Source organism: Paraburkholderia atlantica, from assembly GCF_009362785.1.
Classification (GTDB): domain Bacteria; phylum Pseudomonadota; class Gammaproteobacteria; order Burkholderiales; family Burkholderiaceae; genus Paraburkholderia; species Paraburkholderia atlantica.
Window position 1 is genome coordinate 97,800 of sequence record NZ_WHNQ01000012.1, and the last position, 22,869, is coordinate 120,668.

At 63.6% G+C, this 22,869-nt stretch carries 21 protein-coding genes and 2 pseudogenes; 10 read left to right on the forward strand and 13 right to left on the reverse strand.

Annotated elements, in window-relative coordinates:
- The first annotated feature begins 25 nt into the window (after positions 1-25).
- Complete coding sequence (locus GCT19_RS18845; RefSeq protein WP_152852764.1) at positions 26-1,069, forward strand: YncE family protein; 1,044 nt, start codon at positions 26-28, stop codon at positions 1,067-1,069.
- Positions 1,070-1,184: 115 nt separating this feature from the next.
- Here GCT19_RS18845 and GCT19_RS18850 read toward each other — a convergent pair.
- The 5 genes and pseudogenes from GCT19_RS18850 to GCT19_RS18870 all read right to left on the reverse strand — a co-directional run.
- Positions 1,185-1,316: pseudogene (locus GCT19_RS18850) on the reverse strand (DUF3079 domain-containing protein); the annotation flags it as partial.
- 142 nt (positions 1,317-1,458) lie between these two features.
- Positions 1,459-2,097 carry an alkyl hydroperoxide reductase subunit F family protein gene (locus tag GCT19_RS18855; RefSeq protein ID WP_018438073.1) on the reverse strand — a complete coding sequence of 213 codons (639 nt, stop codon included), beginning with the start codon at positions 2,095-2,097 and terminating at the stop codon, positions 1,459-1,461.
- A gap of 276 nt (positions 2,098-2,373) precedes the next feature.
- Positions 2,374-2,745, reverse strand: coding sequence for a cupin domain-containing protein (locus tag GCT19_RS18860; protein ID WP_035492230.1), 372 nt, complete (start codon positions 2,743-2,745; stop codon positions 2,374-2,376).
- Between the two features lie 105 nt (positions 2,746-2,850).
- The gene (locus tag GCT19_RS18865) at positions 2,851-3,504 is read right to left on the reverse strand and encodes a cysteine hydrolase family protein (RefSeq protein ID WP_152852765.1); all 654 of its coding nucleotides are present in this window, start codon (positions 3,502-3,504) and stop codon (positions 2,851-2,853) included.
- Between the two features lie 227 nt (positions 3,505-3,731).
- Entirely contained in the window at positions 3,732-4,565 is an 834-nt protein-coding gene (locus tag GCT19_RS18870) for an oxidoreductase (protein WP_152852766.1), read from the reverse strand.
- A 154-nt stretch (positions 4,566-4,719) separates the two neighbouring features.
- On the opposite strand from GCT19_RS18870, the gene GCT19_RS18875 reads away from it, so the two are divergent.
- A complete protein-coding gene (locus GCT19_RS18875) occupies positions 4,720-5,631 on the forward strand; it encodes an AraC family transcriptional regulator (protein WP_227749287.1) in 912 nt (303 codons plus the stop codon).
- 66 nt (positions 5,632-5,697) lie between these two features.
- Here the strand turns inward: GCT19_RS18875 and GCT19_RS18880 are convergent, their stop codons facing one another.
- The 7 genes and pseudogenes from GCT19_RS18880 to GCT19_RS18910 form a co-directional block, all read right to left on the reverse strand.
- Positions 5,698-6,171 carry a YbhB/YbcL family Raf kinase inhibitor-like protein gene (locus GCT19_RS18880; protein WP_013091727.1) on the reverse strand — a complete coding sequence of 158 codons (474 nt, stop codon included), beginning with the start codon at positions 6,169-6,171 and terminating at the stop codon, positions 5,698-5,700.
- Between the two features lie 157 nt (positions 6,172-6,328).
- The gene (locus GCT19_RS18885; RefSeq protein WP_018438069.1) at positions 6,329-6,625 is read right to left on the reverse strand and encodes a hypothetical protein; all 297 of its coding nucleotides are present in this window, start codon (positions 6,623-6,625) and stop codon (positions 6,329-6,331) included.
- A gap of 190 nt (positions 6,626-6,815) precedes the next feature.
- Positions 6,816-7,243: pseudogene (locus GCT19_RS43380) on the reverse strand (VOC family protein).
- 67 nt (positions 7,244-7,310) lie between these two features.
- A complete protein-coding gene (locus tag GCT19_RS18895) occupies positions 7,311-8,417 on the reverse strand; it encodes a hypothetical protein (RefSeq protein ID WP_152852769.1) in 1,107 nt (368 codons plus the stop codon).
- Between the two features lie 225 nt (positions 8,418-8,642).
- On the reverse strand, positions 8,643-9,743 hold the full coding sequence (gene zapE, locus GCT19_RS18900; RefSeq protein WP_152852770.1) for a cell division protein ZapE: 1,101 nt from the start codon (positions 9,741-9,743) through the stop codon (positions 8,643-8,645).
- 230 nt (positions 9,744-9,973) lie between these two features.
- On the reverse strand, positions 9,974-11,809 hold the full coding sequence (locus GCT19_RS18905; RefSeq protein WP_018438065.1) for a thiamine pyrophosphate-requiring protein: 1,836 nt from the start codon (positions 11,807-11,809) through the stop codon (positions 9,974-9,976).
- Positions 11,810-11,908: 99 nt separating this feature from the next.
- The gene (locus GCT19_RS18910) at positions 11,909-12,811 is read right to left on the reverse strand and encodes a YihY/virulence factor BrkB family protein (protein ID WP_152852771.1); all 903 of its coding nucleotides are present in this window, start codon (positions 12,809-12,811) and stop codon (positions 11,909-11,911) included.
- Between the two features lie 159 nt (positions 12,812-12,970).
- On the opposite strand from GCT19_RS18910, the gene GCT19_RS18915 reads away from it, so the two are divergent.
- The 8 genes from GCT19_RS18915 to GCT19_RS18950 all read left to right on the forward strand — a co-directional run bounded on the left by GCT19_RS18915 (position 12,971) and on the right by GCT19_RS18950 (position 22,178).
- Positions 12,971-14,053 (forward strand): ligase-associated DNA damage response exonuclease, encoded by a 1,083-nt coding sequence (locus tag GCT19_RS18915; RefSeq protein ID WP_152852772.1) that lies wholly within the window; start codon positions 12,971-12,973, stop codon positions 14,051-14,053.
- A 10-nt stretch (positions 14,054-14,063) separates the two neighbouring features.
- On the forward strand, positions 14,064-15,737 hold the full coding sequence (locus tag GCT19_RS18920; RefSeq protein WP_152852773.1) for an ATP-dependent DNA ligase: 1,674 nt from the start codon (positions 14,064-14,066) through the stop codon (positions 15,735-15,737).
- A 444-nt stretch (positions 15,738-16,181) separates the two neighbouring features.
- Entirely contained in the window at positions 16,182-16,658 is a 477-nt protein-coding gene (locus tag GCT19_RS18925; protein ID WP_018438060.1) for a response regulator, read from the forward strand.
- 271 nt (positions 16,659-16,929) lie between these two features.
- Positions 16,930-17,796, forward strand: a complete 867-nt coding sequence (locus GCT19_RS18930) for a glucose 1-dehydrogenase (protein WP_018438059.1) — start codon at positions 16,930-16,932, stop codon at positions 17,794-17,796.
- A gap of 86 nt (positions 17,797-17,882) precedes the next feature.
- On the forward strand, positions 17,883-18,200 hold the full coding sequence (locus GCT19_RS18935; RefSeq protein ID WP_018438058.1) for a hypothetical protein: 318 nt from the start codon (positions 17,883-17,885) through the stop codon (positions 18,198-18,200).
- A gap of 155 nt (positions 18,201-18,355) precedes the next feature.
- Positions 18,356-18,916: a (2Fe-2S)-binding protein gene (locus GCT19_RS18940; RefSeq protein ID WP_018438057.1), complete on the forward strand. Its 561-nt coding sequence runs from the start codon at positions 18,356-18,358 to the stop codon at positions 18,914-18,916.
- Positions 18,913-19,920: an FAD binding domain-containing protein gene (locus tag GCT19_RS18945; protein ID WP_018438056.1), complete on the forward strand. Its 1,008-nt coding sequence runs from the start codon at positions 18,913-18,915 to the stop codon at positions 19,918-19,920. The genes GCT19_RS18940 and GCT19_RS18945 overlap by 4 nt, the downstream gene beginning before the upstream one ends.
- Complete coding sequence (locus GCT19_RS18950) at positions 19,917-22,178, forward strand: xanthine dehydrogenase family protein molybdopterin-binding subunit (RefSeq protein ID WP_152852774.1); 2,262 nt, start codon at positions 19,917-19,919, stop codon at positions 22,176-22,178. Before GCT19_RS18945 ends, GCT19_RS18950 begins: the two co-directional genes overlap by 4 nt.
- A gap of 44 nt (positions 22,179-22,222) precedes the next feature.
- Here the strand turns inward: GCT19_RS18950 and GCT19_RS18955 are convergent, their stop codons facing one another.
- The gene (locus GCT19_RS18955; RefSeq protein ID WP_013091712.1) at positions 22,223-22,645 is read right to left on the reverse strand and encodes a PRC-barrel domain-containing protein; all 423 of its coding nucleotides are present in this window, start codon (positions 22,643-22,645) and stop codon (positions 22,223-22,225) included.
- Positions 22,646-22,869 lie beyond the last annotated feature (224 nt).

Sequence of the window (22,869 nt, forward strand, 5' to 3'; positions counted from 1 at the left end):
GGCAGTCGTGCCGCAGGAGGGTTTCATGAAAATCTTTCAACCTTTGCGTTTGCGCCCGGCGGTGCTCTTGTACCTCGTCCTACTCGGACTGTGTACAGCCCTGGGCGTTCTGGTGCACTTGATTCCGCCCGCTGCCGGGCAGGAGGCCAGCAATCTCCCACTGACACACGTCGTTGATATTCCGCTGCCGGGTCGCGCCACGCGCCTTGACTACGAAAGTTACGATCCCGATCGCCATCTGCTGTTCATCGCGCACCTCGGCGACGGAGAGGTGATTGTCGTCGATGTGAATGCTTCGCGCGTGGTCGCACGGATTCCCGATGTTTCATCGGTGCATGGCGTGCTTGCCATTCCCGGGATGTCGCGCGTGTACGCCTCGGCGACGGGAACGGACGAGATTGTGGCCATCGATGAAGCAACACTCAAGATCGTCGCGCGCATGCCTGGCGGACATTATCCGGACGGGATGGCTTATGCGCCGGATGTGCATAAGCTTTACGCATCAGATGAGACCGGGAACACAGAGACAGTCGTTGACGTCCGGACCAACCAGCGCGTCACGACCATTCCGCTTGGTGGAGAGGTTGGCAACACGCAATACGATCCGCAATCGCATCACATCTTTGTCAACGTGCAGACGCGCAATGAACTCGTTGAAATCGACCCGACAGTCGACAGAATCGTCGCCCGGTTTCCCCTCCCTGGGGCCGACCACAACCATGGACTGTTGATCGATTCGACAGACCGGCTTGCCTTTATCGCCTGTCAAGGCAACGACAAGCTGCTCGTCTTCGATATGGAAGCACGGCGAGTCGTCCGGTCATTCCATGTCGGCAAAGACCCCGACGTGCTCGCGTTTGATCCCGGTCTGGGGAGGGTCTATGTCGCCGGCGAAGATGGCGTTGTCTCTATCTTCAATGTCAAGGGCCCGAACGTTGCCAAAATCGGCGACGGCCGGATCGGTCCAAACGCGCATGTCGTCGCCGTCGACCCTGCCACACATCACTCGTATTTCCCGCTGAAGAACGTAGACGGACATCCGGTGCTGCGCGTAATGGCAGCCGGGTGATGCGTTGATGTCTTCTACAGGTTTTGCCCGGATTCTTACGGGAAACGCTCGGAGCAAGACTAGCCGACGTCGTGTGTCTGATCGATGACGGCGAAATAATGGTTCATGGAGACCGTAGCAGTTCCGCCGGATGCTGCGCGCGGCTCTGCCCGTCGCCGCAGCGCATGTCGTTGGCCGGGCAGTAGTGGTCGCAGCCCCAGCACACGCGTTCCGGGTGCAGCGGATTAATCGGAAACTTCTTGGCCATGATGTCGTCCCGGGCGGTTCGAAAGGCTCGCCCGGCAACAATTGTCGTCCTTACATGGCACAGTGGTAGATGGCAGAGCGTCGCGACCCCCGCTGAGCGTTGCGACCGGCGCGTCGTGTTGTCCCCGGCCTGCAGGCCGGTGCTACGACTTGCCAGCCGCGCGCAGTGCCGCTCTCATGCTCATTTCTATGTCGAGGAGTTTCGCGCCGAGCTCCACGAAGCTGCTGCGCCCCTCGCCGAATACCTCGCCGTTCATGTAGATCGTCGGCACGACGCTAATATCACGTGCGGACAGCTCACTCTGAAAAATTCCGCCGTCGATCGTAATGTTGTGAATCCGTGGATTGATCACCGCCATCATGTTCAGCGCTTGCACTACGTCCACACAGCTGCCACACGACAACGAAATATAGGTCTCGAAATAGTAGTCTCGTTGCAGGGTTCGAATCTGTTCGATGGTCGTACGGTCGGCTACAACGGGATGTCCTCCGACCTGGAGTATTGCAAGGACGAGGGACGAAAATTCAGGCCCTGTTGGCGTGGCGGCAAACTGAATGGCGGCATTTGCTCCGACCTGCCTGATTGAAAACGATGGCCTGCGCTCGTCGTCGTGCTGCTCCTCGACTACCGTTACCAGATCGGACAATGACGCAATTTCGTTCAGCATCGTCACCATTTCGTGCGATCTTTGGCTGCCGCCCGGCGACACGATCAATTCGACCGGTCTGCGAAGGTTTCGCAGATACGTCTGCAGTTGTGACCTGAGATCGATGTTCAGCATTTGAATTTCGATTCCGTAGCAACCTGCACAGGATTATGTGAGGAGCCTGACGCCACAACAACACGCGATTACCCGAAACCGGCGGCGCCGGTCGGTGGGTAGAGAGTGCCTCGGAATGCTCCCCCGAATGTCGGCACGATTTGGTGCGCTATCGCACATATTCGAAGCGTTCGCGAATCACCTCCGATGCTTGCCCTCGTATGCCTGATTCGGCGGCAACTTCGGCCAGCGTCGAGGGTGACAATGCCACTGAAGCGCTCGAAGCGCAACTGATCTTCAAACCTTGATGACGTATGACTGGCCGGGTTCCAGCGCACAAATTGTCAGAAAGCGAAGTGGGCGTTCCGGGTCGCAATTGCGAAAGAGCGTATGTGGCACGTCCGTCCTGTCCTGCAAAGACGCGCCAGCCGAGTACCGTCGGGGAGCGTCGCTGCCGTATGCAGACTCGGCTACACCTTCCAGTATGTAGACGATTCCACCAACGGGATGCGCGTGCAGCGGGGCCACGCCACCGGGCGGATAGGTCACCTCGGTCAGAACGAGTTCCTGGTTACTTCCAGGCATCGGCATACGTTCTAGCACGCGTCGCGTGACGCCTTGAAACCCGCTTGCTCCGGTATCGGCAGCAGGATCGATAGGTTCAGACATGGTAAAAGTCCTCCAGATGCTGTGTGGACGGCATTCAGTACCGAAGTGAGGCGGTTCGTTGGCGCGTCAGCAAGCACCTTGATGCCGTCGATCTTGCCGGGTCGACTATCGTCGGGTCATTGCGTCGACGACGTCCTGAGTCTTGACGACGGCGTGAGCAAGAAACGCAAAGTTGGTCAACGCAGCCTTATAACCGTCGCCCCAGACCGGATGCCGCGGTCCCGCTGTGGCATCGGCGACGACGGACACTTCGAAGCCCTGTTCGAGCAGGTCGCGCAGGTGAGCCTCGACACACATATTGGCGAGCATGCCGCCCAGCACGACCTTCTGTACGTTGCGCTTGCGAAGCTGCAGCGTCAGGTCGTTCGTCTGAGGACCAAAGACCTTGTGCGGGCTCACGACGATGGTTTCACCATCGTCGATGAACGGCTTGAACTCCTCCAGCCAGTCAGCGCCCGATTTCTCGAATCCGCTCAGATTCAGTGCGCCTGTGCGAGCAAAAGTGCCGGTCGCAAACTCGTCCGTCTCCAGCGGGCCATTGAATTTCCACGTGCGATCGGTCGGATAAAAGTAATGCGGCGAGATGAAAACACTGAATTTCTCAGCTTTCGCCGCCTTGAATATCTGCAGCATGTTTTCGACGGTCCGGTTCTCCGTCACGCTGGCTCCAACCGCGCCCCAGTTCTTACCCAAAGGGCTGAGCACATCGATTTGTGGATCGATAAACACAACGGCGGTGTCGGTGGGATCGTATTTCATGATTCGAGCTCCAGAGGGTGAAGACTGCGCGTGCCGATCGGCGAGGAACGGGTTCTATCTGCATCACTCGAGCGAGTGAGACGAAGTGTAGGCCACGTCGCGCGTCGCTCACAAATGCAGCTTTGCACGCTAATCATGAATCCATCGACTATTCGCGCACCGCGCAGCGGTGGTGAATGCAACGAGATGCAAATCGCGTCGCGACAGATGCTCCGCCTCGGCTGTCATCAGCCATCCGTCGAGACGGTGGTGGCCTCCCACGCATCGATTTCCGCTTTCAATGCCGACAGTTTGGCTCGAACGAGCCCGAGTGCGTCGCTACCGAGTAAAAGACGTGTAGGCGGATGTTCCGCTGCGATGACGGCGAGCATTGCGCGCGCCGCTTTGCTGGGATCTCCCAATTGCTTGCCGCTTTTTTCCTCTCGGGCTTGGCGGATGGGATCGAAAATATCGTCGTAATCCGAAATCGAGCGGGGCGTCCGCGTCATCGAGCGCCCCGCCCAGTCAGTGCGAAACGAGCCCGGCGCCACCGCCGTCACGGCGATACCGAAGGGCTGGACCTCTTTGCCGAGCGCCTCGGAGATGCCTTCCAAAGCGAACTTGCTCCCGCAGTAATAAGTGATTCCCGGCATCGTGATGTAGCCGCCCATCGATGTGATATTCACAATGTGACCGCGGCGGCGCTCACGCATAAATGGCAGAACGGCCTTCATCATCGCGACCGCACCGAATACATTCACATCGAACTGCCGGCGCATCTCCGATAGCGGCGATTCCTCCATGATGCCCTCGTGACCGTAGCCGGCATTGTTGACCAGCACATCGATGGGTCCGACGCTGGCCTCGATTTCCGCCACGACGCCGTCGATCGCGTCGAACGCGGTAACGTCGAGCACACGTCCCCACGCGGCGTTCGCGGATAGGGACTCGAATTCACGCTTTGCCCGGACGGTTCTCACCGTACCGACGACCTTGTGACCCATCGCCAGCGCTTCCTGTGCGAGCGCGCGGCCAAAGCCGCTGCTGACGCCCGTGATGAGCAGAGTTTTGCTGGATGCCATTGAAGCCTCTCCCGAATGTCGATTGGAGAGTGCATACTAATCTGACAACCGACGCAAAATAAGCCGAATTCCGCTGATTTTCTTGCACAAAACTATGAGCACGATACGCGCTTCGACCCGACACCCAGCTCTATCCTCGCGAAGCCAGAAACGCATGGTTGACCTGCTGCGCTCATTGGCGCCCGACGAGGGCTACAACCTCACGGCACTGCCGAGCGTCCGCATCTTGCGGTCGAACCGGGCGCTCTCGCGCACGCCCGTGCTGTACGACCCCGGTATCGTGATCGTCTGCCAGGGCCGCAAGCGAGGCTATTTCGGCGACCAGCTTTACCTGTATGACGAGCGTCACTATCTGGCCGTATCCGTGCCTGTGCCGTTCAGCATGGAGACCGACGCAACCGAGCAGCGTCCACTGCTCGCGCTATATCTGCACCTCGATTTCGCATTGGCCGCCGAGCTTGCGGAGCGGATCGACCGAGAAGGCGTGGCGCAGCGCGCACCAGCACCTCAGAGCATGATGTCGACGCCGATGGACGACGCGATGCAAGCGTCCGTGCTGCGCTTTCTCGAGGCGATGCATCGGCCGCTGGAAGCTGCCGTGTTGGGCGCCGGGCTGCTGCGTGAACTGTATTTCCGGGTGCTCACCGGAGCCCAGGGAAGCTCGTTGCGCGAGGCTTTGGCGATGCGAGGACAGTTCGGCCAGATCGGCCGCTCGCTCCGCCTGATTCATGCAAGCTATGCGCAGCCCCTCGACGTAAGTCAACTGGCCGACGAAGCGGGTATGAGCATTCCGAGCTTCCACAGCCACTTCAAGGCAATTACCCAGGTGTCGCCGATGCAATATTTGAAGTCGACGCGCCTTCATCAGGCTCGCCTGTTAATGGTGCGCCAGGACCTGACCGCGGAGGCGGCGGGCCACGCCGTGGGTTACGCGAGCCCGTCCCAGTTCAGCAGGGAATTCCGGCGTCTGTTTGGCCTGACGCCGGCCGCGGAGGCTAAGCGTATGCGCGAGAGCTTCGCGATCCCGGCAGTATTCGCTGATACGGCTTATGTGTCGTCGCACTGATTTTGGCGCACTGGCACTGCTGGATTTTTTCGTCAGCAAGTTCGATTGACGAAACGATGCCAGCGCTCATCGCTTCTGATAGGTGCCGATCAGTTCGGCGTGCGTTAGTACGTGCCCCTGCATGGCCTTCTCGAGAGCGGCCTTGCTGGGGCTTTTCAGGTCGGGCAGGACGGTGTCGAGCGCATACAGCTTGTGGAAATAGCGGTGGCGTCCCACGGGCGGACACGGGCCGCCGTAAGCGGCACGCTTGAAGTCATTGGTGCCTTCGAGCGTGCCGCCCGGCAAAGCCTGCGCATCGGCGCCATCGGGCAACCCGGTCGCTGTCGGCGGGATGTTGTAGAGCACCCAATGCACCCACGTCATTCTCGGCGCGGCCGGGTCCGGCGCGTCAGGGTCGTCGACGATCAGCGCCAGGCTTTTTGCGTTCGCGGGCACGCCGGACCACGCGAGCGGCGGGGATACATTGGCACCCTCGCAGGTATGCTGCACCGGAATTTCGCCGCTCTGTCGGAAAGCTTGCGACGTTAGCGTGAGTGTCATGGCAGCCTCCTTGTGGGGTCGCGACCATGCTTTTATTCTAGATCAGCGTCCACCGAAGTCGCCTGCAACGAGTGCACGGATTCGCGGATCGAACGACCGCATGCCGGGCAGAGGCGACGTTCGAATTACCGCGCGTGGTTGCCAGCCTTGATTGCGCTTATTGGCCGACAGGAGACTTCGTGGATGGGGTCGCCAACGAGTTGTTGACCCCGTAAGCGGGCTGGCGGGACGTCGAGCTACTGTCCGTGCTCATCGTGCTCATCGGCTGGCCCGCGTTCGGCGACGCGGAGCCGCTGTCCGAGCCGGTGGCGCCCGGCGTGCCGTAGCCACTCGTTGCAGGTGCCGGCGACTTGGTGGACGGAGTCGCCAGCGTGTTGTTGCTTTGTGCATAGGCGCCGCCCGACAGCATCAGTGCGGCGACGGCCGCGATCAATGTGCTGGTTGCCTTGTTCATGAAGCGCTTCTCCTTGAATGGACTGCGATTCCGACGCAAACGATGCTCTCGCACGTTTGCGTCAGCGTCGCGAAATCCAAGTTTAGGAAAGCGAAGGCTGATAGTTATGCGCATTATTCACAATGGTGAATATCGATTTGCGGAATTAACCAGGGCGCGCTGGTCCCCCCAATCTGCACTGTAGCCGCCATCACTTCTGGTCCCGCATCCATGGCGTAAACGTGATGCCGACCAGCAATCCTTCCGGCCCGATAAAGCGGCTGACAGTCTGGCCCCAAGGCTCTTTCCGGTTTCTGACCAGCATTCGATACCCTTGCGCTTCAAGTTCTGCCGTCGCCGCTTCGACGTCGTCGACATCGAATTCGATCAGGCTTGCGGAATGGGTACGTCGCGAGGCCACGATTCCGTGCCGAAGCACGACTGAGAAGCGTGGGAGAGCGGCCACAACGCGAAAGAGTTTGCCCCGTTCAGACTCTCCGTATGGAGATAGCCGCCGTTCTCTTCCTTGAAGGGGATACCGAAAGCCCGGCCGTAGAGATCGCGGCTTGCCTGGGCCTCGATCACAATCGGGCCAAAGCCTGCGATGAACAAGGCCGTGGTAACTGGGATCTTTTCCATGACTTCTCCTTTGCCGCGACAGAGCGGCGCGATGAAGAACGAACAGGTCCGCTCACGCCCATCGAACTCAATTCGCCGGAATCGTCACCACCGGCGCCTTACTGCTCGTATCCGCCTCCGCGAGCGCCATCAGATTCTGCACGACCGTAAACGCGTATTTCGAGTCGAAATCATTGCGCTCGACCCAATACACCGAAGGCCCATATGCGATCGACACATAAGCATCGGCCGGCGCGGCCTTGCCCGAGTGCACGATGATTGTCGGCCTCGTTTCGCCGCCGATCAACCCGACGGTCGGCTTCGTCGACCCGTCGCTGATACGCTCCTGCGGCACCTGCACCTGCGCGCCGAGATCGCTGAGGATGCCGAGCACCGAGCGTGTGACCATCGTAATGCGGTCGCCCTTCGCAGAAGCCGACGACGGCCCATACACGACCTCGTAGCTACGTGTCTTCGTAGACAGATGCAGCAGCCTGCGCACGCGGGCGACATCGGCGGCCGTGCCCGGCGACTCGCCGCTGCCGGTCGCGCCGATCGACAGGAATACGGCCAATGCGGGGCTTTGGCCGCCTTTCAGATCGGCCTTCGCATCGAGCTGACGCGTCTCGATGTTCAGCTCGCCCGCCAATTGCAGGCGACGCAACGCCTGCAGCAATTCGAAGAATCCTGGTGCGCCCGCGCTGTTGTTGCCGCCGAGCACATCGCCGTTGCGCAGACCGCCAATCGACTGCGCGGTGATGCGCAACAGCAGATCGATCGGCACGCCGCCCTCGGCGAGCGGCAACACGAGCGCCGGCGCGAGGGGCCGGATATACGCGGACGCGAACGCTTCACCGGTGGTCGGCGTGAACGTGAAGGTCGGCCGGTTCGAGTACGACACGCTACCGGTCGCCTGTGCGTAGTTCGGCATGGTGCCCGAGCCGGCGTTGAGCGTCGCGCCGCCGGTGGTGTCGAACGTGTAGGCGGCGATGATGCTGCTGACGGTCAGGAACGCGGGCGCATCGCCGTAGCGCAGACCGATCACGGCGGCGAGGATCGCGCGCTTCTTCGCGTCGCCGAGCGCGCGCGCATAGTCGACCTGATCGGCCTTCAGACGCGTGGGGCCGATATGCACGCAGGCGGAAGTGAGGCAGGCCGCGCACAACGCGGCGGTCACGGAGGCGGTTCTGAGCATGGGCGGGGCGCGAGCGGAGGTAATCCGCTGAACAATGGGGTCTGCGCTCGGCGGTAGCAGAGCCCATTCCCGCGCAAGCGGCGAGCCGCGTCGGGTCCCGCTTCGTTGTCGCTGCGGCGCAGCGCGCGGCGCCGCGGCGCGTTCGTCGGCGCGATAGGGCGTTGGCACGCTTTACCGCTGCCTTGCAAGAATTCCAGAAATGGGCGCGGGTCAGATGCCCGGCTATCAAGCTTCGGCGTTGATGCCGTCTTGCGCTTCGTCCGCGCCGCCTCGCGCGAGCGTGCTGCGATATGCGCGCGACTGCATTTCGGCGAGCCGGCTCAGCGTACGCGACAGATCATGCGCGCCTTCGAGGCCGATCAACGCGGTCTCGATCGGCTGATCGGACGCGATGAAGAGGGCGCGCTTGCGGTCGTAGAAGATGTCGATCAGCCACACGAGGCGCTGCAGCGTATGCGACTGCCTCAGTGCGTCCGTATGCAGACGATCGACGATCAAGCCTTGCCATTGCTCGGCGAGATCGAGGTAGTCGAGGTGCGAGCGGCTCGCGACGCACAGCTGCTCGAAGTCCGCCCACAGCAGCGCACTGCCGGCCGCACGCGCTTCGAGCGGCCGGCCCGCCGCGCTGAGCTTGACCGGTTCGATCCCAGTGTCGCTTTCATGGCGCGTGAAGATATCGCGCAATGCGGCCTCGCTCGACGCATCCAGCGGCGCGAAAAAGCGCGGCACCTCGGCCGCTTCGCCGCCGAAACGGTAATCGCGCGCGCCGTCGAAATGGATCACCGTGAAGGCGCGTTTGATCTGTGCGATGGTCGGCTGAAAGCGCTCGTGAAACTCGGGGTCGGGCAGCAGATCGTCCGGTGCGTAGTTCGACGTCAGCACGATACGCGTGCCGAGGTTGATCGCGGTGTCGAGAAAGCGGCCCATCAGGAACGCGTCGGCGATATCGTGCACATGGAATTCGTCGAAGCACAGCAGCTCGATACCGTCGAGCCATTGCCGCGATACGTCGCCAAGCCGGTCGTCGCCACGCGGCGCCTGGACGAGCCGGCGGTTCATCTCGCGCAGGAACTCGTGGAAATGCAGGCGCCGTTTGCGGCATGGCGCGAGCTCGAACAGCGTATCGACGACGAGGCTCTTGCCGCGCCCCGGCAAACCGTGACAGTAGACGCCTTGCGGGCCGAACGCGACGGTGGACCATGCATGCCGCGCGCGCTGCTGCGCGCCGAGCAACCCGACGAGCGCGCCGATGGCCTCACGCTGGCGTGGATCGGGCGTGATGCCGCGCGCGGTCAGCGCGCGTGCGATGCGGGTTTCGTCAAGCATGGGCGAGGGCGTCCATGCCTGATGACGCGAATGATGCGACCTGCGCGAATGACGCACGCTGGGCCGCCGTGAAAACGGCGAGGACGTGTGTGAGCATGAGATAAGGGGCGACGTGATGGCCTGCGTTGAAGCAGGCCCAATGAGCGCGAGCACGAAGCGCGCGCCATTTTACCAGTCACGTTCTTTGCCGAACCGTTGGCGCGCGCACACGTCGCCGAGGCTCTACCGCGTCATTTGTCGTGATGCCCCGGCAGCACCGCACCGAGCACCTGTTTCGCCGTCTCGACCACCACGTTGCCCTGGTCGGGGTCGCCCTTCAGCAAGGTCTCGGCGAACGCTTTGGCCTGCGCGAGCGTGACGTGCGGCGGCAGCGGCGGCACATTCGGATCGGACTTCACCTCGATCAGGACCGGGCGATTCGACGCGAGCGCGTCGTCCCAGGCAGTCGCCATCTGCTCGGGATGGTCGACATAGATGCCCTTCAAACCGATCAGCTCCGCGAAGCGGTGATACGGCACGGACGGAATGTCCTGCGACACCTCGAACTTCGGATCGCCTTCCATCACGCGCTGCTCCCACGTGACCTGATTCAGATCGCCATTGTTGAGCACCATGCAGATCCAGCGCGGATCGCTCCAGCCTTGCCAGTACTTCGCGACCGTGATCAGCTCGGCCATGTTGTTCATCTGCATCGCGCCGTCACCGACCAGCGCGATCACGGGCCGCTCGGGGTACGCGAACTTCGCGGCGATCGCATACGGCACGGCCGCGCCCATCGACGCGAGCCCGCCCGACAGCGAGCACATCATGCCGCGCTGCACCTGCAGATCACGCGCGTACCAGTTCGCGACCGAACCCGAATCGCTGGTGACGATCGCGTTCGACGGAATGCGCTTCGACAGCTCCCATACCGACAGCTGCGGATTCAGGCCGTCTTTTGCAGTTTCGTGCGCGCGTTTTTCCAGCGTCTTCCACCAGTCGGACACCCAGCCTTCGATGCGCTCACGCCACAGCCGATCCTCCTTCTGCTCGAGCAGCGGCAGCAGCGCGCGCAGCGTCTCGGCGCTATCGCCGACCAGGTTCACTTCCATCGGATAACGCAGGCTCAGCATGTCGGCCTTGATATCGATCTGCACGCCGCGCGCGTCGCCTTCCTTCGGCAAAAACTCCGAGTACGGGAAGCCGGAGCCGATCATCAGCAACGTATCGCAATGGGTCATCATGTCGTAGCTCGGCTTCGTGCCGAGCAGCCCGATCGAGCCGGTCACCCACGGCAGATCGTCGGGCAGCGCGGCCTTGCCGAGCAGCGCCTTCGCGACGCCGGCGCCGAGTTTCTCTGCGACCGCGATCACTTCATCGGTCGCGTGCAGTGCGCCCGCGCCGACCAGGATCGCGACCTTGCGGCCCGCGTTCAGCACGTCGGCGGCCTGGCGCAACTGCTCATCGCTCGGTACGACGCGTGGGCGCGCATAGCCGATACCCGAATGCAGCGTGCCGTGCTTGCGCCCCGGCGGCTCGTACGGAATGTCCTGCAGATCGTTCGGCAGAATCAGCGCAGTCACGGCGCGCTCGGCGAGCGCGATACGCACCGCGCGATCGACCAGATGACGGACCTGCGCGGGCATCGTCGCAAAGCCGACGAACGAGCCGGCGACGTCCTTGAACATCGACGGCAGATCGAGCTCCTGCTGATAGTGTCCGCCGAGCGCCGCGCGCGCCTGCTGACCCGTGATCGCGAGCACCGGCATGTGATCCATGCGCGCGTCGTAGAGGCCCGTCAGCAGATGCGATGCGCCGGGCCCCGAAGTGGCGATGCACACGCCGAGTTCGCCGGTGAACTTGGCATGCGCGGCGGCCATGAAGGCCGCCATTTCTTCGTGGCGGACCTGGATGAATTCGATCGGGCCCGGCTGATCCGTGCCTTTATGGCGTTTTTTCGCTTCGCTCTGCGCGCGGTTCAACGCGCCGAACACGCCGTTGATGCCGTCGCCCGGATAGCCATAGATACGCCGCACGCCCCAAGCATGCAGCCGCTCGATGATGAAATCGCCAACGGTTTCAGCCATGATCCTCGCTCCCTCGATATCCAGTCGATGCCGCCGCGTGAAATGGGCGGCTATGGTCGGTTTCGAACGAGCAAGGGTTGTTCCTTGCGACTGGCTTGCTTAGCCGGTTTTGATCTTCGGCTGCGGCGCGTCGAGCGCTTCGGTGCCGAAGCGCTCGTACTGCGATATCACCTGCGCGCCGAACAACAGCAGGGTGGCGAGCCATTCGAAGCTGAGCAGGATCACGATCGCCATCGTCAGCGAGCCATAGACGAGACTCACCTGCGACAGCGTGGCGAAATACCAGACCAGCACGTGCCGCGTGACCTCCCACAACACGCCGGCCACCACGCCACCGATCAGCGCGTGTTTGAGCGACGGACGTCCGACCGGCATCACCAGATACACCGAGGTCAGCACGAAGATTTCACCGGCGAGGCCGAGCAGATACAGCATTACTCGCGTGAAGCCCCGCAACGACACATGCAGTCCGAACAGTTGGAGACCTTCGGCGCCGATCGTGTCGAGCGCGCTCGATACGAACGTGACGATCAAGAGGCCCACGCCGAGAAACATGATGTAGCAGTAGGGCAGCAACGCCGAGACCAGGAAGTGGCGCCGCTTCACGACGACGCGGTGCACGAAGATCAGCGACATCGCGTTTTCGAGCACGGTGAAAGCGAGCGAGCTGAAGAACAGCATCGTCAGCAGCAGCACCCAGCCGATCACCGCGCGATGCTCCAAAAAGTTCGACAGCTCACGCACCAGCGCGGCCGATTGCCCGGGCACGAGCCAGCGCAGCAGATGCGACAGCGCTTCGAGCACCAGCTGCTGCGGCACCACGCGCGACAGCACGATGACGACGAGGATCAGCAGCGGCACGATGGACAGCAACGCGTAGTATGCGACCGCGCCCGCGAGCAGCAGACCCTGGTTCGCGCGAAACGCTTTCAGCGTTTGCAGCAGGAAGCGCCCGGGATGTCTGGCGATAAACAGCGCATGCTGGTCGAGCAGGATCGGCATGAGGCCTCGCGGTGCGCGCCGGGCGCTGCCGGATGGCAGCCGCTCTCGACACGCCTGTGTGCTTTATATACCGTAAGCAGAAACGGGGCCATCAATGGCGCGGCATACAGTTTGCTTGGCCGCGTTCGAAAGATAGCCCGCCATCCTCGAGGACAGCCGATGGATCAGCCGCCCCGTCAGACGAGCACCGCGCCGCAAGCCAGCGATCTGGTGGTCGCGCGGCCGGAGGGACTGTATTGCCCGGCCGGCGATTTTTACATCGACCCATGGCGGCCGGTCGAACGCGCGGTGATCACGCATGCGCATTCCGACCATGCGCGCTTCGGTCATCAGCGCTATCTGGCCACGCGCGCGGGCGCGAGCGTGCTGCTGTCGCGGCTGCCCGGCATCGCGCTGCACACGCTCGACTACGGCGAGCCGCTGACGATCGGCGCGGCGCGCGTGTCGCTGCATCCGGCCGGGCACGTGCTCGGCTCCGCGCAGGTGCGCATCGAACACGCGGGCCGCGTATGGGTCGCATCGGGCGACTACAAGCTCGAAGCCGATCCGACCTGCGCCGCGTTCGAACCGGTGCATTGCGATACCTTCATCACCGAATCGACGTTCGGCCTGCCGATCTATCGCTGGGATACGCCGCAAAGCGTGTTCGATTCGATCGATTCCTGGTGGCGTCACAACGCATCCGAAGCGCGCGCGTCAGTGCTGTTCTGCTATTCGTTCGGCAAGGCGCAACGCGTGCTCGCGAGCGTCGATGCGGCGATCGGGCCGATCTTCTGCCACGGCGCGCTCGAGCCGCTCAATCGCGCGTATCGCGACGCTGGCGTGCGTCTGCCGCCAATCGGTCTCGTCAGCGAGATCGCCGCGAAAGACAAGGCCGTGTTCAGACAGGCGCTGATCGTCGCGCCGCCGTCCGCGCAGAACAGCGCGTGGCTCAAGCGCTTCGGCGATTACAGCGATGCGTTCGCGTCGGGCTGGATGCGCCTGCGCGGCGCGCGTCGCCGGCGCGGCGTCGATCGCGGCTTCGTGCTGTCCGATCACGCGGACTGGCCGGGTTTGCAAACGGCGATTCGCGAGAGCGGCGCCTCGCGCGTGATCGTCACGCATGGCTCGATCGAACCGATGGTGCGCTGGCTCAACGAGCAGGGCTTGCAGGCGAGTGCGTTCGACACGCAATACGGCGACGATACCGTCGAAGCCGATGCGGCCGGCGCCGACGAAGCGCCGGCGACGAGCGAATCATGACGGACACCGTATGAAACGCTTCGCAGCCCTTTACACCGCGCTCGATGCGACCACGTCGACGCACGATAAGCTCGCGGCGCTGACCAGTTATTTCTCGGCGGCCGAGCCCGAAGACGCGGCATGGGCGTCGTATTTCCTCGCTGGCGGCAAGCCGCGTCAGCTGGTGCCGACGCGTTTGCTGACCGACATCGCGCGCGAGCGTGCCGGCTTGCCCGAGTGGCTGTTCGAGGAGTCGTATCACGCGGTCGGCGATCTGGCCGAGACCATCGCGCATATCCTGCCGCCCGCGTCGCGCGACTCCGAGCTGGGTCTCACGCAATGGATCGAGCAACGCATGCTGCCATTGCGCGGCCTGCCGCCCGACGAGTTGCGCACGCGTCTACTCAGTTACTGGGATGAACTCGACTGGGGCGGCCGCTTCCTGCTGACCAAGCTGATCGGCGGCGGCTTTCGTGTCGGCGTCGCGCGGCAACTGGTGGTGCGCGCGCTCGCCGAAGTGGCCGGCGTCGATCACAAGCGGATCGCGCAGCGAATGGTCGGCTGGACCGATTCGCAACAGAAGCCCGATGCGGCGCGCTATCTGCGTCTGGTCGCGCCGCAGACCGACGACGATACGCAAGCGCACGCGCCTGAACACGACAGCGACCTCGGCCTGCCGTATCCGTTCTTTCTCGCGCATCCGTTGCAGACCGATCCGGCAACGCTCGGCGACCCCGCGCACTGGCTGATCGAATGGAAGTGGGACGGCATACGCGCGCAACTCGTCAAACGCGGCGGCCGCGTGTGGTTGTGGTCGCGCGGCGAGGATCTGATTACCGATCGTTTCCCCGAAGTCGCGGCATTGGGCGAGTCCTTACCCGATGGCTATGTGATCGATGGCGAGATTCTCGCGTGGGAGCCTGGCGCGGCCACGCCGTTGCCGTTCGCGCGGCTGCAACCGCGCATCGCGCGCAAGACCCTGACGCGCAAGATCCTCGCGGATTCACCGGCAGCGCTGCTAGCGTACGACCTGCTCGAAGCGAACGGGCAGGATCTGCGCATGAGCCCGCTCGCCGATCGGCGCGCGCGGCTCGATGCGTTGAGCGCTTCGGTCGAGGGCACGCTCGCGCGCGGTCTGCTGCGCGTATCGCCGCTCGTCAGCGGCGCGGACTGGAGCGCGCTCGCGGCGTTGCGCGAGGAGAGCCGCGCGCGCGGCGTCGAAGGCTTGATGCTGAAGGAGCGCGAGTCGATGTATGGCGTCGGCCGTACCAAGGCATCGGGCACGTGGTGGAAATGGAAGATCGAGCCGTATGCGGTAGACGCTGTACTTGTTTACGCGCAGCGCGGTCATGGCCGTCGCGCGAGTCTTTACACCGACTACACGTTCGCGGTGTGGGACGAAGCCGACGGCGTGCGCACGCTCGTGCCGTTCGCGAAGGCCTATTCAGGACTCACCGACGAAGAGATGCATCGGGTCGATGCGATCGTGCGCAAGACCACCGTCGATAAATTCGGACCCGTGCGCAGCGTGACGCCAACGCTCGTGTTCGAGATCGGCTTCGAAGGCATACAAGCGAGTTCGCGCCATAAGTCCGGCGTGGCCGTGCGTTTTCCACGCATGCTGCGCTGGCGTACCGACAAACATATCGACGACGCCGATACGCTCGCGATGCTGAAAGGCTTTATCGATAATCGTGCGGGATAACCCGTAGAGCACAAACCCCTAACGCGTCGAGGATTTTTTTATCGGCATCGTCGCTTATCCTTTGGTTATGACCGCGTCATCGATCGGCGCCAAAAGAGCGCTAGCGGCATGCATTGCGTGGCCCCCTCGATCCGTTGAAATACCGATGTCGTGCGACGCCCCTGAGCGAGGCGGACTGCACAAGGACAGAGCGTCAATCGATGTTGCGCAGTGCGCACATTGCAGGCGCCGTCATTCAACCGCCGTGATGTATGGACACGCTGAATCCCGCATACCAGGTGATTGCAACGCTGGAGTGCGCGGTCAGGCGTGCCGGACGCGGCATCGTCCGAATGAAGCGGAAATAACAGACACCTGGCTGTAGTCCGGCAGACGCAATGGGATCGAATCTTGCGCGCGTGGCGCGGGATGCCCTCCAGGGCGAATGTAAAAAGGCGAGAAAAAATGACTGTGTTCAACGACAACGTGGACAGCAGCGACGACGTGCTCGTATGGCGGCCCATCCGCTATGCGATGGCCGCGCATCGTCGCGTGCTGGTAGTCGACGATTACCGGGAAGCAGCCGACGCGCTGCAAATGCTACTGACGGCCGACGGCTTCGAGTGTCGTGCGCTCGACGATCCGTATGCCGTGTGTCAGACCGCGTGCGAATGGCAGCCGTTTGCGGTGCTGCTCGACATCAAGATGCCGGGACTCGACGGGCTGGAACTCGCACGGCGTCTGCGCGCGCATCCGCAGACTGGGCACATGCTGTTGGTCGCCTGTACTGCGTTCGCGTCGCGTGAGGATCGCGCGCTCGCCAAGGCGGCTGGCTTCGACGCGCATTGCGCGAAACCGCTGACACCCGAGCGTCTGCTGCGCGTACTCGAATCGGCGGCCGCGTTGCATGCGGCGGAGCCATCATCTGAATCAGGTTGTTAGCGAAAACTTCCTGTCGGTTCTGTCATTTCTGCAAGGTCGTCGCCAAAAATCGCACGCGGCGCTGTGCGAATCCGTTTGTCATTTGTCTGCCATCTGGCTGCCACTGTTCTGTCCATCGCAGCTTCTCTTTAGCCGTGCGAGCCCCTGCGTTGCGGTTCACCCGGGGGATTCATCTCGCTCGCACACGCAGGCCCACTCGTTGCTGAAAGACCGATGACGCGGCGCGCTGGTGCGCGCCGCCCTTGACCATTCGCAACGAGGGAGATCCGACATGAGCGACAGGCAACGTCCGGCACCGCCGTTTCCTGAACAGCAGCAGGACCAGACGCCCGGCCGCACGGCCGGCATGAACCCGCAACCGGACCACGGCGAGAAAACCTACGAAGGTTCGGGGCGTCTCGCTGGCAAGGCAGCGATCGTGACCGGCGGCGACAGCGGCATTGGCCGCGCGGTCGCGATCGCGTTCGCGCGCGAAGGCGCCGATGTGCTGATCGCCTATCTCGACGAAGAAGAGGATGCGCGCGAGACCGCGCGCTGGGTCGAGGACGCCGGTCGCAAGGCGGTGCTGGTCGGCGGCGATATCCGCGATCGCCGGCATTGCGATGCGATCGTCGACAAGGCGATCGAGGCATTTGGCCGGCTCGACGTGGTGGTCAACAACGCGGCGTATCAGATGAGCTATCCGTCGCTCGACGCGATCAGCGACGAAGAATGGGACAAGACCTTCGATACCAACATCGGCGCGATGTTCAGGATCACGCGCGCGGCGGTCCGCCATATGAAGCCGGGCGGCGCGATCATCAACACGTCGTCGATCAATGCCGATCATCCGAACCCCGGCCTGATCGCATATGCGACCACCAAGGGCGCGATTCAGAACTTCACCGGCGGCCTCGCGCAATTGCTCGCGGAAAAGGGTATTCGCGCGAACTGCGTGGCGCCGGGACCGATCTGGACGCCGCTGATTCCCTCGACGATGCCGCCCGACAAGGTCGAGCAGTTCGGCAAGCAGGTGCCGATGAAGCGCCCCGGACAACCGGCGGAGCTCGCGGCCGCGTATGTGATGCTCGCGTCGGACGAAGCGAGCTACATCTCGGGCGCGACGATTGCCGTGACAGGCGGCGCGCCGATTATTTAGGTTGTCGAATCTAAGGAGGCGAGGCTGCCGGCGACCGCGTAGCAGCTTCTCGCAGTGGTTTCCATAACGTCATAAGGGAGAGTGCCATGAAGATCGATGTATCCGTCAAACTGGGTGCCGCGCTCGTTTCGGGCTGCCTCGCGCTAGGTTTTGCGCAGGCGGGCTTCGCGCAGACCGGTTCCAATCCGTCTACGCAACACGGCAAGTCCGCCGCAAAACCCGGCGCAAGCCTGGAAGAATCGCGCACGCCGGATACGACCAGCGCAAACGACGCGAACGGTAATGTCGGCGAGTCGGGGGGCGCGACCAATGGTGTCGCCGGCAGCGGCAATGGCCGCGCCACCACCACCAAGCGCTTCAAAGGCGCGACGCCGCCGCGCGCGGGTAGCGGGGCGGGGCAATAAGCGTTCAGTCGAGCGCGTCGAGCTGGCTCGCGACGCGCCGGACGCCGCGGCGGCATCGCGCTCGCGCGCTGCCGCCGCTTCGCATGGGTTCGAGTTGCAGGGAGTTTCGACGCGCGTCGCGGTGTTTGCGCGACGCCTTGTGAGGAGGAAATCCGATGGCTACCCCCGATGCTGAAATCGCGCGGGCCGACGCGCCCGCGTCGCATGCATTGACGTTCGACATCAACGGCGAGACGCATCGCTTCGACGTCGAAGCGTGGACTTCGCTGCTCGACCTGCTGCGCGAGCATGCGCACCTCACCGGCACCAAGAAGGGCTGCGATCACGGCCAATGTGGCGCGTGCACGGCGCTCGTCAATGGTCAGCGGATCAATACCTGCCTCGCGCTCGCTGTCGTGTACGACGGCGCTTCGATCACGACGATCGAAGGTCTCGCGAACGGCGATACGTTGCATCCGTTGCAGCAGGCGTTCATCGAACACGACGCGTTCCAGTGCGGCTACTGTACGCCGGGGCAAATCTGCTCGGCGTACGCGATGCTCGAAGAAGGCCATGCGCGCTGCGCGGACGACGTGCGCGAGCAGATGAGCGGCAATCTGTGCCGCTGCGGCGCGTATACGAATATCGTCGCCGCGATTCTCGACGCGGCGCATTTCGGCGGCGACGATGCAAGGCAAGACGATCCGGTCGCCAATGAACGCGGAGCGCGGCCATGAACCGCTTCTCCTACACGCGCGCCGAGGCGGTGCAGGATGCGCTCGAACGGCATCGTTCGGACAAGGCCGCTGCGTTTATCGCGGGCGGCACGAATCTCGTCGACCTGTTGCGCGAAGACGTGGCGCGGCCGGCTTTGCTCGTCGACATCAACCGTTTGCCGCTCAGGCGGATCGAAGCATCGGCGCAAGGCGGCCTGATGGTCGGCGCGCTCGTAACGAACAGCGCGCTCGCGTATGACCATACCGTCGCGACGCGCTACCCGTTGCTCGCGAAAGCGATCCTCGCGGGCGCGTCGCCGCAGATTCGCAACGTCGCGACGGTCGGCGGCAATCTGCTGCAACGCACGCGCTGCTACTACTTCTACGACGTGGGCACGCCGTGCAACAAGCGCGAGCCCGGCAGCGGCTGTCCGGCGCTGCACGGCGTGAACCGCATTCACGCGATCCTCGGTGCGAGCGAACACTGCATCGCCGTGCATCCGTCCGATATGTGCGTGGCGCTGGCGGCACTCGGCGCCACCGTGCATCTGATCGGCAACGACGGCGCGCGCACGCTGCCGTTCGCGGATTTTCACCGGCTGCCTGGCGATACACCGCATATCGACACCAACTTGCGCGACGACGAACTGGTGAGCGCGATCGAACTGCCGCCGCAAGGATTTGCCGCGCATCACGCATATGTGAAGGTGCGCGACCGCGCATCGTATGCGTTCGCGCTGGCGTCGGCCGCGGTCGGTGTCGAACTGGATGACGACTCGCGTATCGTCGACGCGCGCTGCGCGCTCGGCGGCGTCGCGCACAAACCGTGGCGCGATCCCGCCGCCGAAGCCGCACTGCGCGGCGAGACGCTGAACGCGCGGACCTTGCGCGATTTCGCGGCGGCGCTGCTGCGCGATGCGCGCGCTCAGCGCGACAACGCGTTCAAGATCGAACTCGCGGCGCGCGTGATCGTGCGCGCCTTCGGCGAGGCCACACAACGTTCGTTCGAGGAGGCCGCGCGATGAACCGTGCCGAAACCTTGCCGTCGACAGGCAACCCGAAGCCCGCGATCGGCGTGCCGCATTCACGTGTAGACGGACCGGCCAAAGTGACCGGTGCCGCGCAATATGCGGCCGAGTTTGGTGCCGAAGGGCTCGTGTACGGCGTGGTCGTGTCGGGCACGATCGCGACGGGCAAGATCGTGTCGATCGATACCACGGCCGCCGAGGCGCTGCCCGGCGTGCTGCTCGTGCTCACCCATCGCAAGCGCCCGGCGCTGCCGGCAGACGCCGACGCGTTCAAGGACATGATCGCGCCGAGCGGCACGCCATTGAGGCCGCTGTGGGACGAGCGCGTGTGGTACAGCGGGCAGCCGGTCGCGCTGGTGGTCGCGCAGTCGCTCGAACTCGCGCGTTACGCGGCGTCGCTGGTGCGGGTGCGCTACGAAGCCGCTTCTCATCAGACCGACATCGAGGCGGCGTTGATGAGCGCCGTGCCGCCGTCGGCCGGGAAGGGCGGCTTCGATCCGCCGCCGCCCGAGCGTGGCGACCCGCGCAAAGCGCTGGCCGATGCCAAGGTGCGCGTAGACGCGTTCTACACGACGCCCGCGGAATACCACAATCCGATGGAAATGCACGGCTGTACCGTGGTGCCCGATGCACGAGGACACTTGACCGTCTACGAGAAGACTCAGGGCGTCGTCAATACGAAGGGCTATCTGCAGCGCGTGTTCGGTTTGAAAGACGACGAAGTGCAGGTGGTGTCGCCGTTCGTCGGCGGCGCGTTCGGCTCCGGCTTGCGGCCGCAATATCATCTGGCGCTCGCGGTGATGGCCGCGCGCGAACTGAAGAAGCCCGTACGCGTCACATTGACCCGGCAGCAGATGTTCACCTTCGCGCATCGGCCGCAGTCAGTGCAGCGCGTCGCGCTCGGCGCGTCCGCGGATGGCCGCCTGCAGGCGGTGATCCACGAGGCGGTGTCGGAGACCTCGCGCTACGAGGAGTTCTGCGACGTGGTGGTCAACTGGGCGGGGCAGCTGTATCGAAGCGACAACGTGTCGATGGGCTACAAGGTCGCGAAGCTCGACGTGCCGACCCCGGCCGACATGCGCGCGCCCGGCGCGACACAAGGGCTCTTTCCGCTCGAAGTCGCGATGGACGAACTCGCCGAGGCATTGCGAATGGACCCGCTCGAATTGCGGCTCGTCAACTATGCGGAGCGCGACGCGAACAAGAACCTGCCGTTTTCGAGCAAGGCGCTGCGCGACTGCTATCGCGAAGGCGCGGCCCGCTTCGGCTGGGCCGGGCGGCCGCTCGAACCGCGCGCACGCCGCGAAGGCAACGAGTTGATCGGCTGGGGCATGGCGACCGGCGCGTGGGACGCGATGCAGAACAAAGCGGCCGCCCGCGCGGTGCTGACGCCAGACGGGCGCGTCAGAGTCTCGAGCTCGACCGCCGATATCGGCACCGGCACCTACACCGCGATGACGCAGATCGCCGCCGATGCGCTCGGCGTGCCGCTCGCCGACGTCAGCTTCGAACTCGGTGATACGCGGCTGCCGAAGGCGCCGATCGAGGGCGGATCGTGGACGGTGTCGTCAGTGGGCAGCGCAGTCGATGCGGCCTGCACGCGCCTGCACAACCGTCTGGTCGAACTGGCGCGCGAATATGGCGGTGCGCGCTTCGCGTCGGCGGATCGCGAAGCAGTGCGACGCGAGCGCAAGCAGCTCGTGTGCGGCCCGCACGCGGACGACTCGATCGCGATCGCGACGCTGCTCGAACGCGCCGGACTCGATGAACTCGAAGAGCAGGCGAGCGTGAAGCCGCACGTCAAGCAGCAGGCGTATTCGATGGGCACGCATTCGGCGGTGTTCGCCGAAGTGCGCGTCGACGAAACGCTCGGCATCGTGCGCGTGACGCGCGTAGTCAGCGCGGTCGCGGCGGGGCGCATCGTCAATCCGAAGACGGCGGGCAATCAGGTCGCGGGCGGCGTCGTGTGGGGCATCAGCATGGCGTTGCACGAGCACGGCCAGTTCGATCACGTGCTCGGACGGCAGATGAATCACAACCTCGCCGAATATCACATGCCCGTGAACGCCGATATTCACGAGATCGACGTGCTGTTCGTCGACGAGCGCGACGACATCGTCAATCCGCTCGGCGTCAAAGGCGTCGGAGAAATCGGCGTGGTGGGCGTGGCCGCGGCGGTCTGCAACGCGATCTGGCATGCGACCGGCAAACGTATCCGCGATTTGCCCATTACGCCCGACAAGCTGCTCGGCTGACGGCCCGTTGCCGCGTCGATCGATTCGACGCGGCAACGCCGTGCTCAATCCGCGTACTTGAACTCCGGCAACGCCTCGAGCGATTTCTTCGTCCCGTCGGGCAGCACGATACGTCGGTTGTCGATCTGCAGATCATTGAACGGCACCGCGACCAGATGCTTTCCCAGCCCGAGAAAGCCGCCGACCGACAGGATCGCGTAGGTGGTGCGCTCTGTGCCCGGCGACACGATCAGATCGTCGAGCGTGCCGATGTTGTCCTTGTTGCGGTTGTACACGTCCGCGCCCGACAGCTTCGACGCGCGATAGCCGCTCGCCAGCTGCACGACGTCCGTGCGTTTTTCGGTGATCGCCTGCGGCGCGCCTTGCGCGAACGCGCTGCCGCCTGTGCCCAACGCGGAAATCAGCGTAATGGCGGCGAGAAGCGATGCGGAAGCGGCCAGCGGTTTGATCTGCGTGTTGCGCATCATCTGTGTTCTCCCTGATTGCTGTCGTGGCGTTTCGATGGCGCGAAACGCGTGCGCCTTGCCGCTGTGGTGCAAATCTCATGCCGCGACTTTGACCGGACGGAAAGGAAGAGCGATCAGGCCCATAAGTTGCTGTCTAACCCGGCCTGCGGTGCGCGCTGTGCAATGTCCGGCGCGTTCGCCCCAAATGCCTACACTGGAATAACGAGCAGCCAGGAATACGTGGA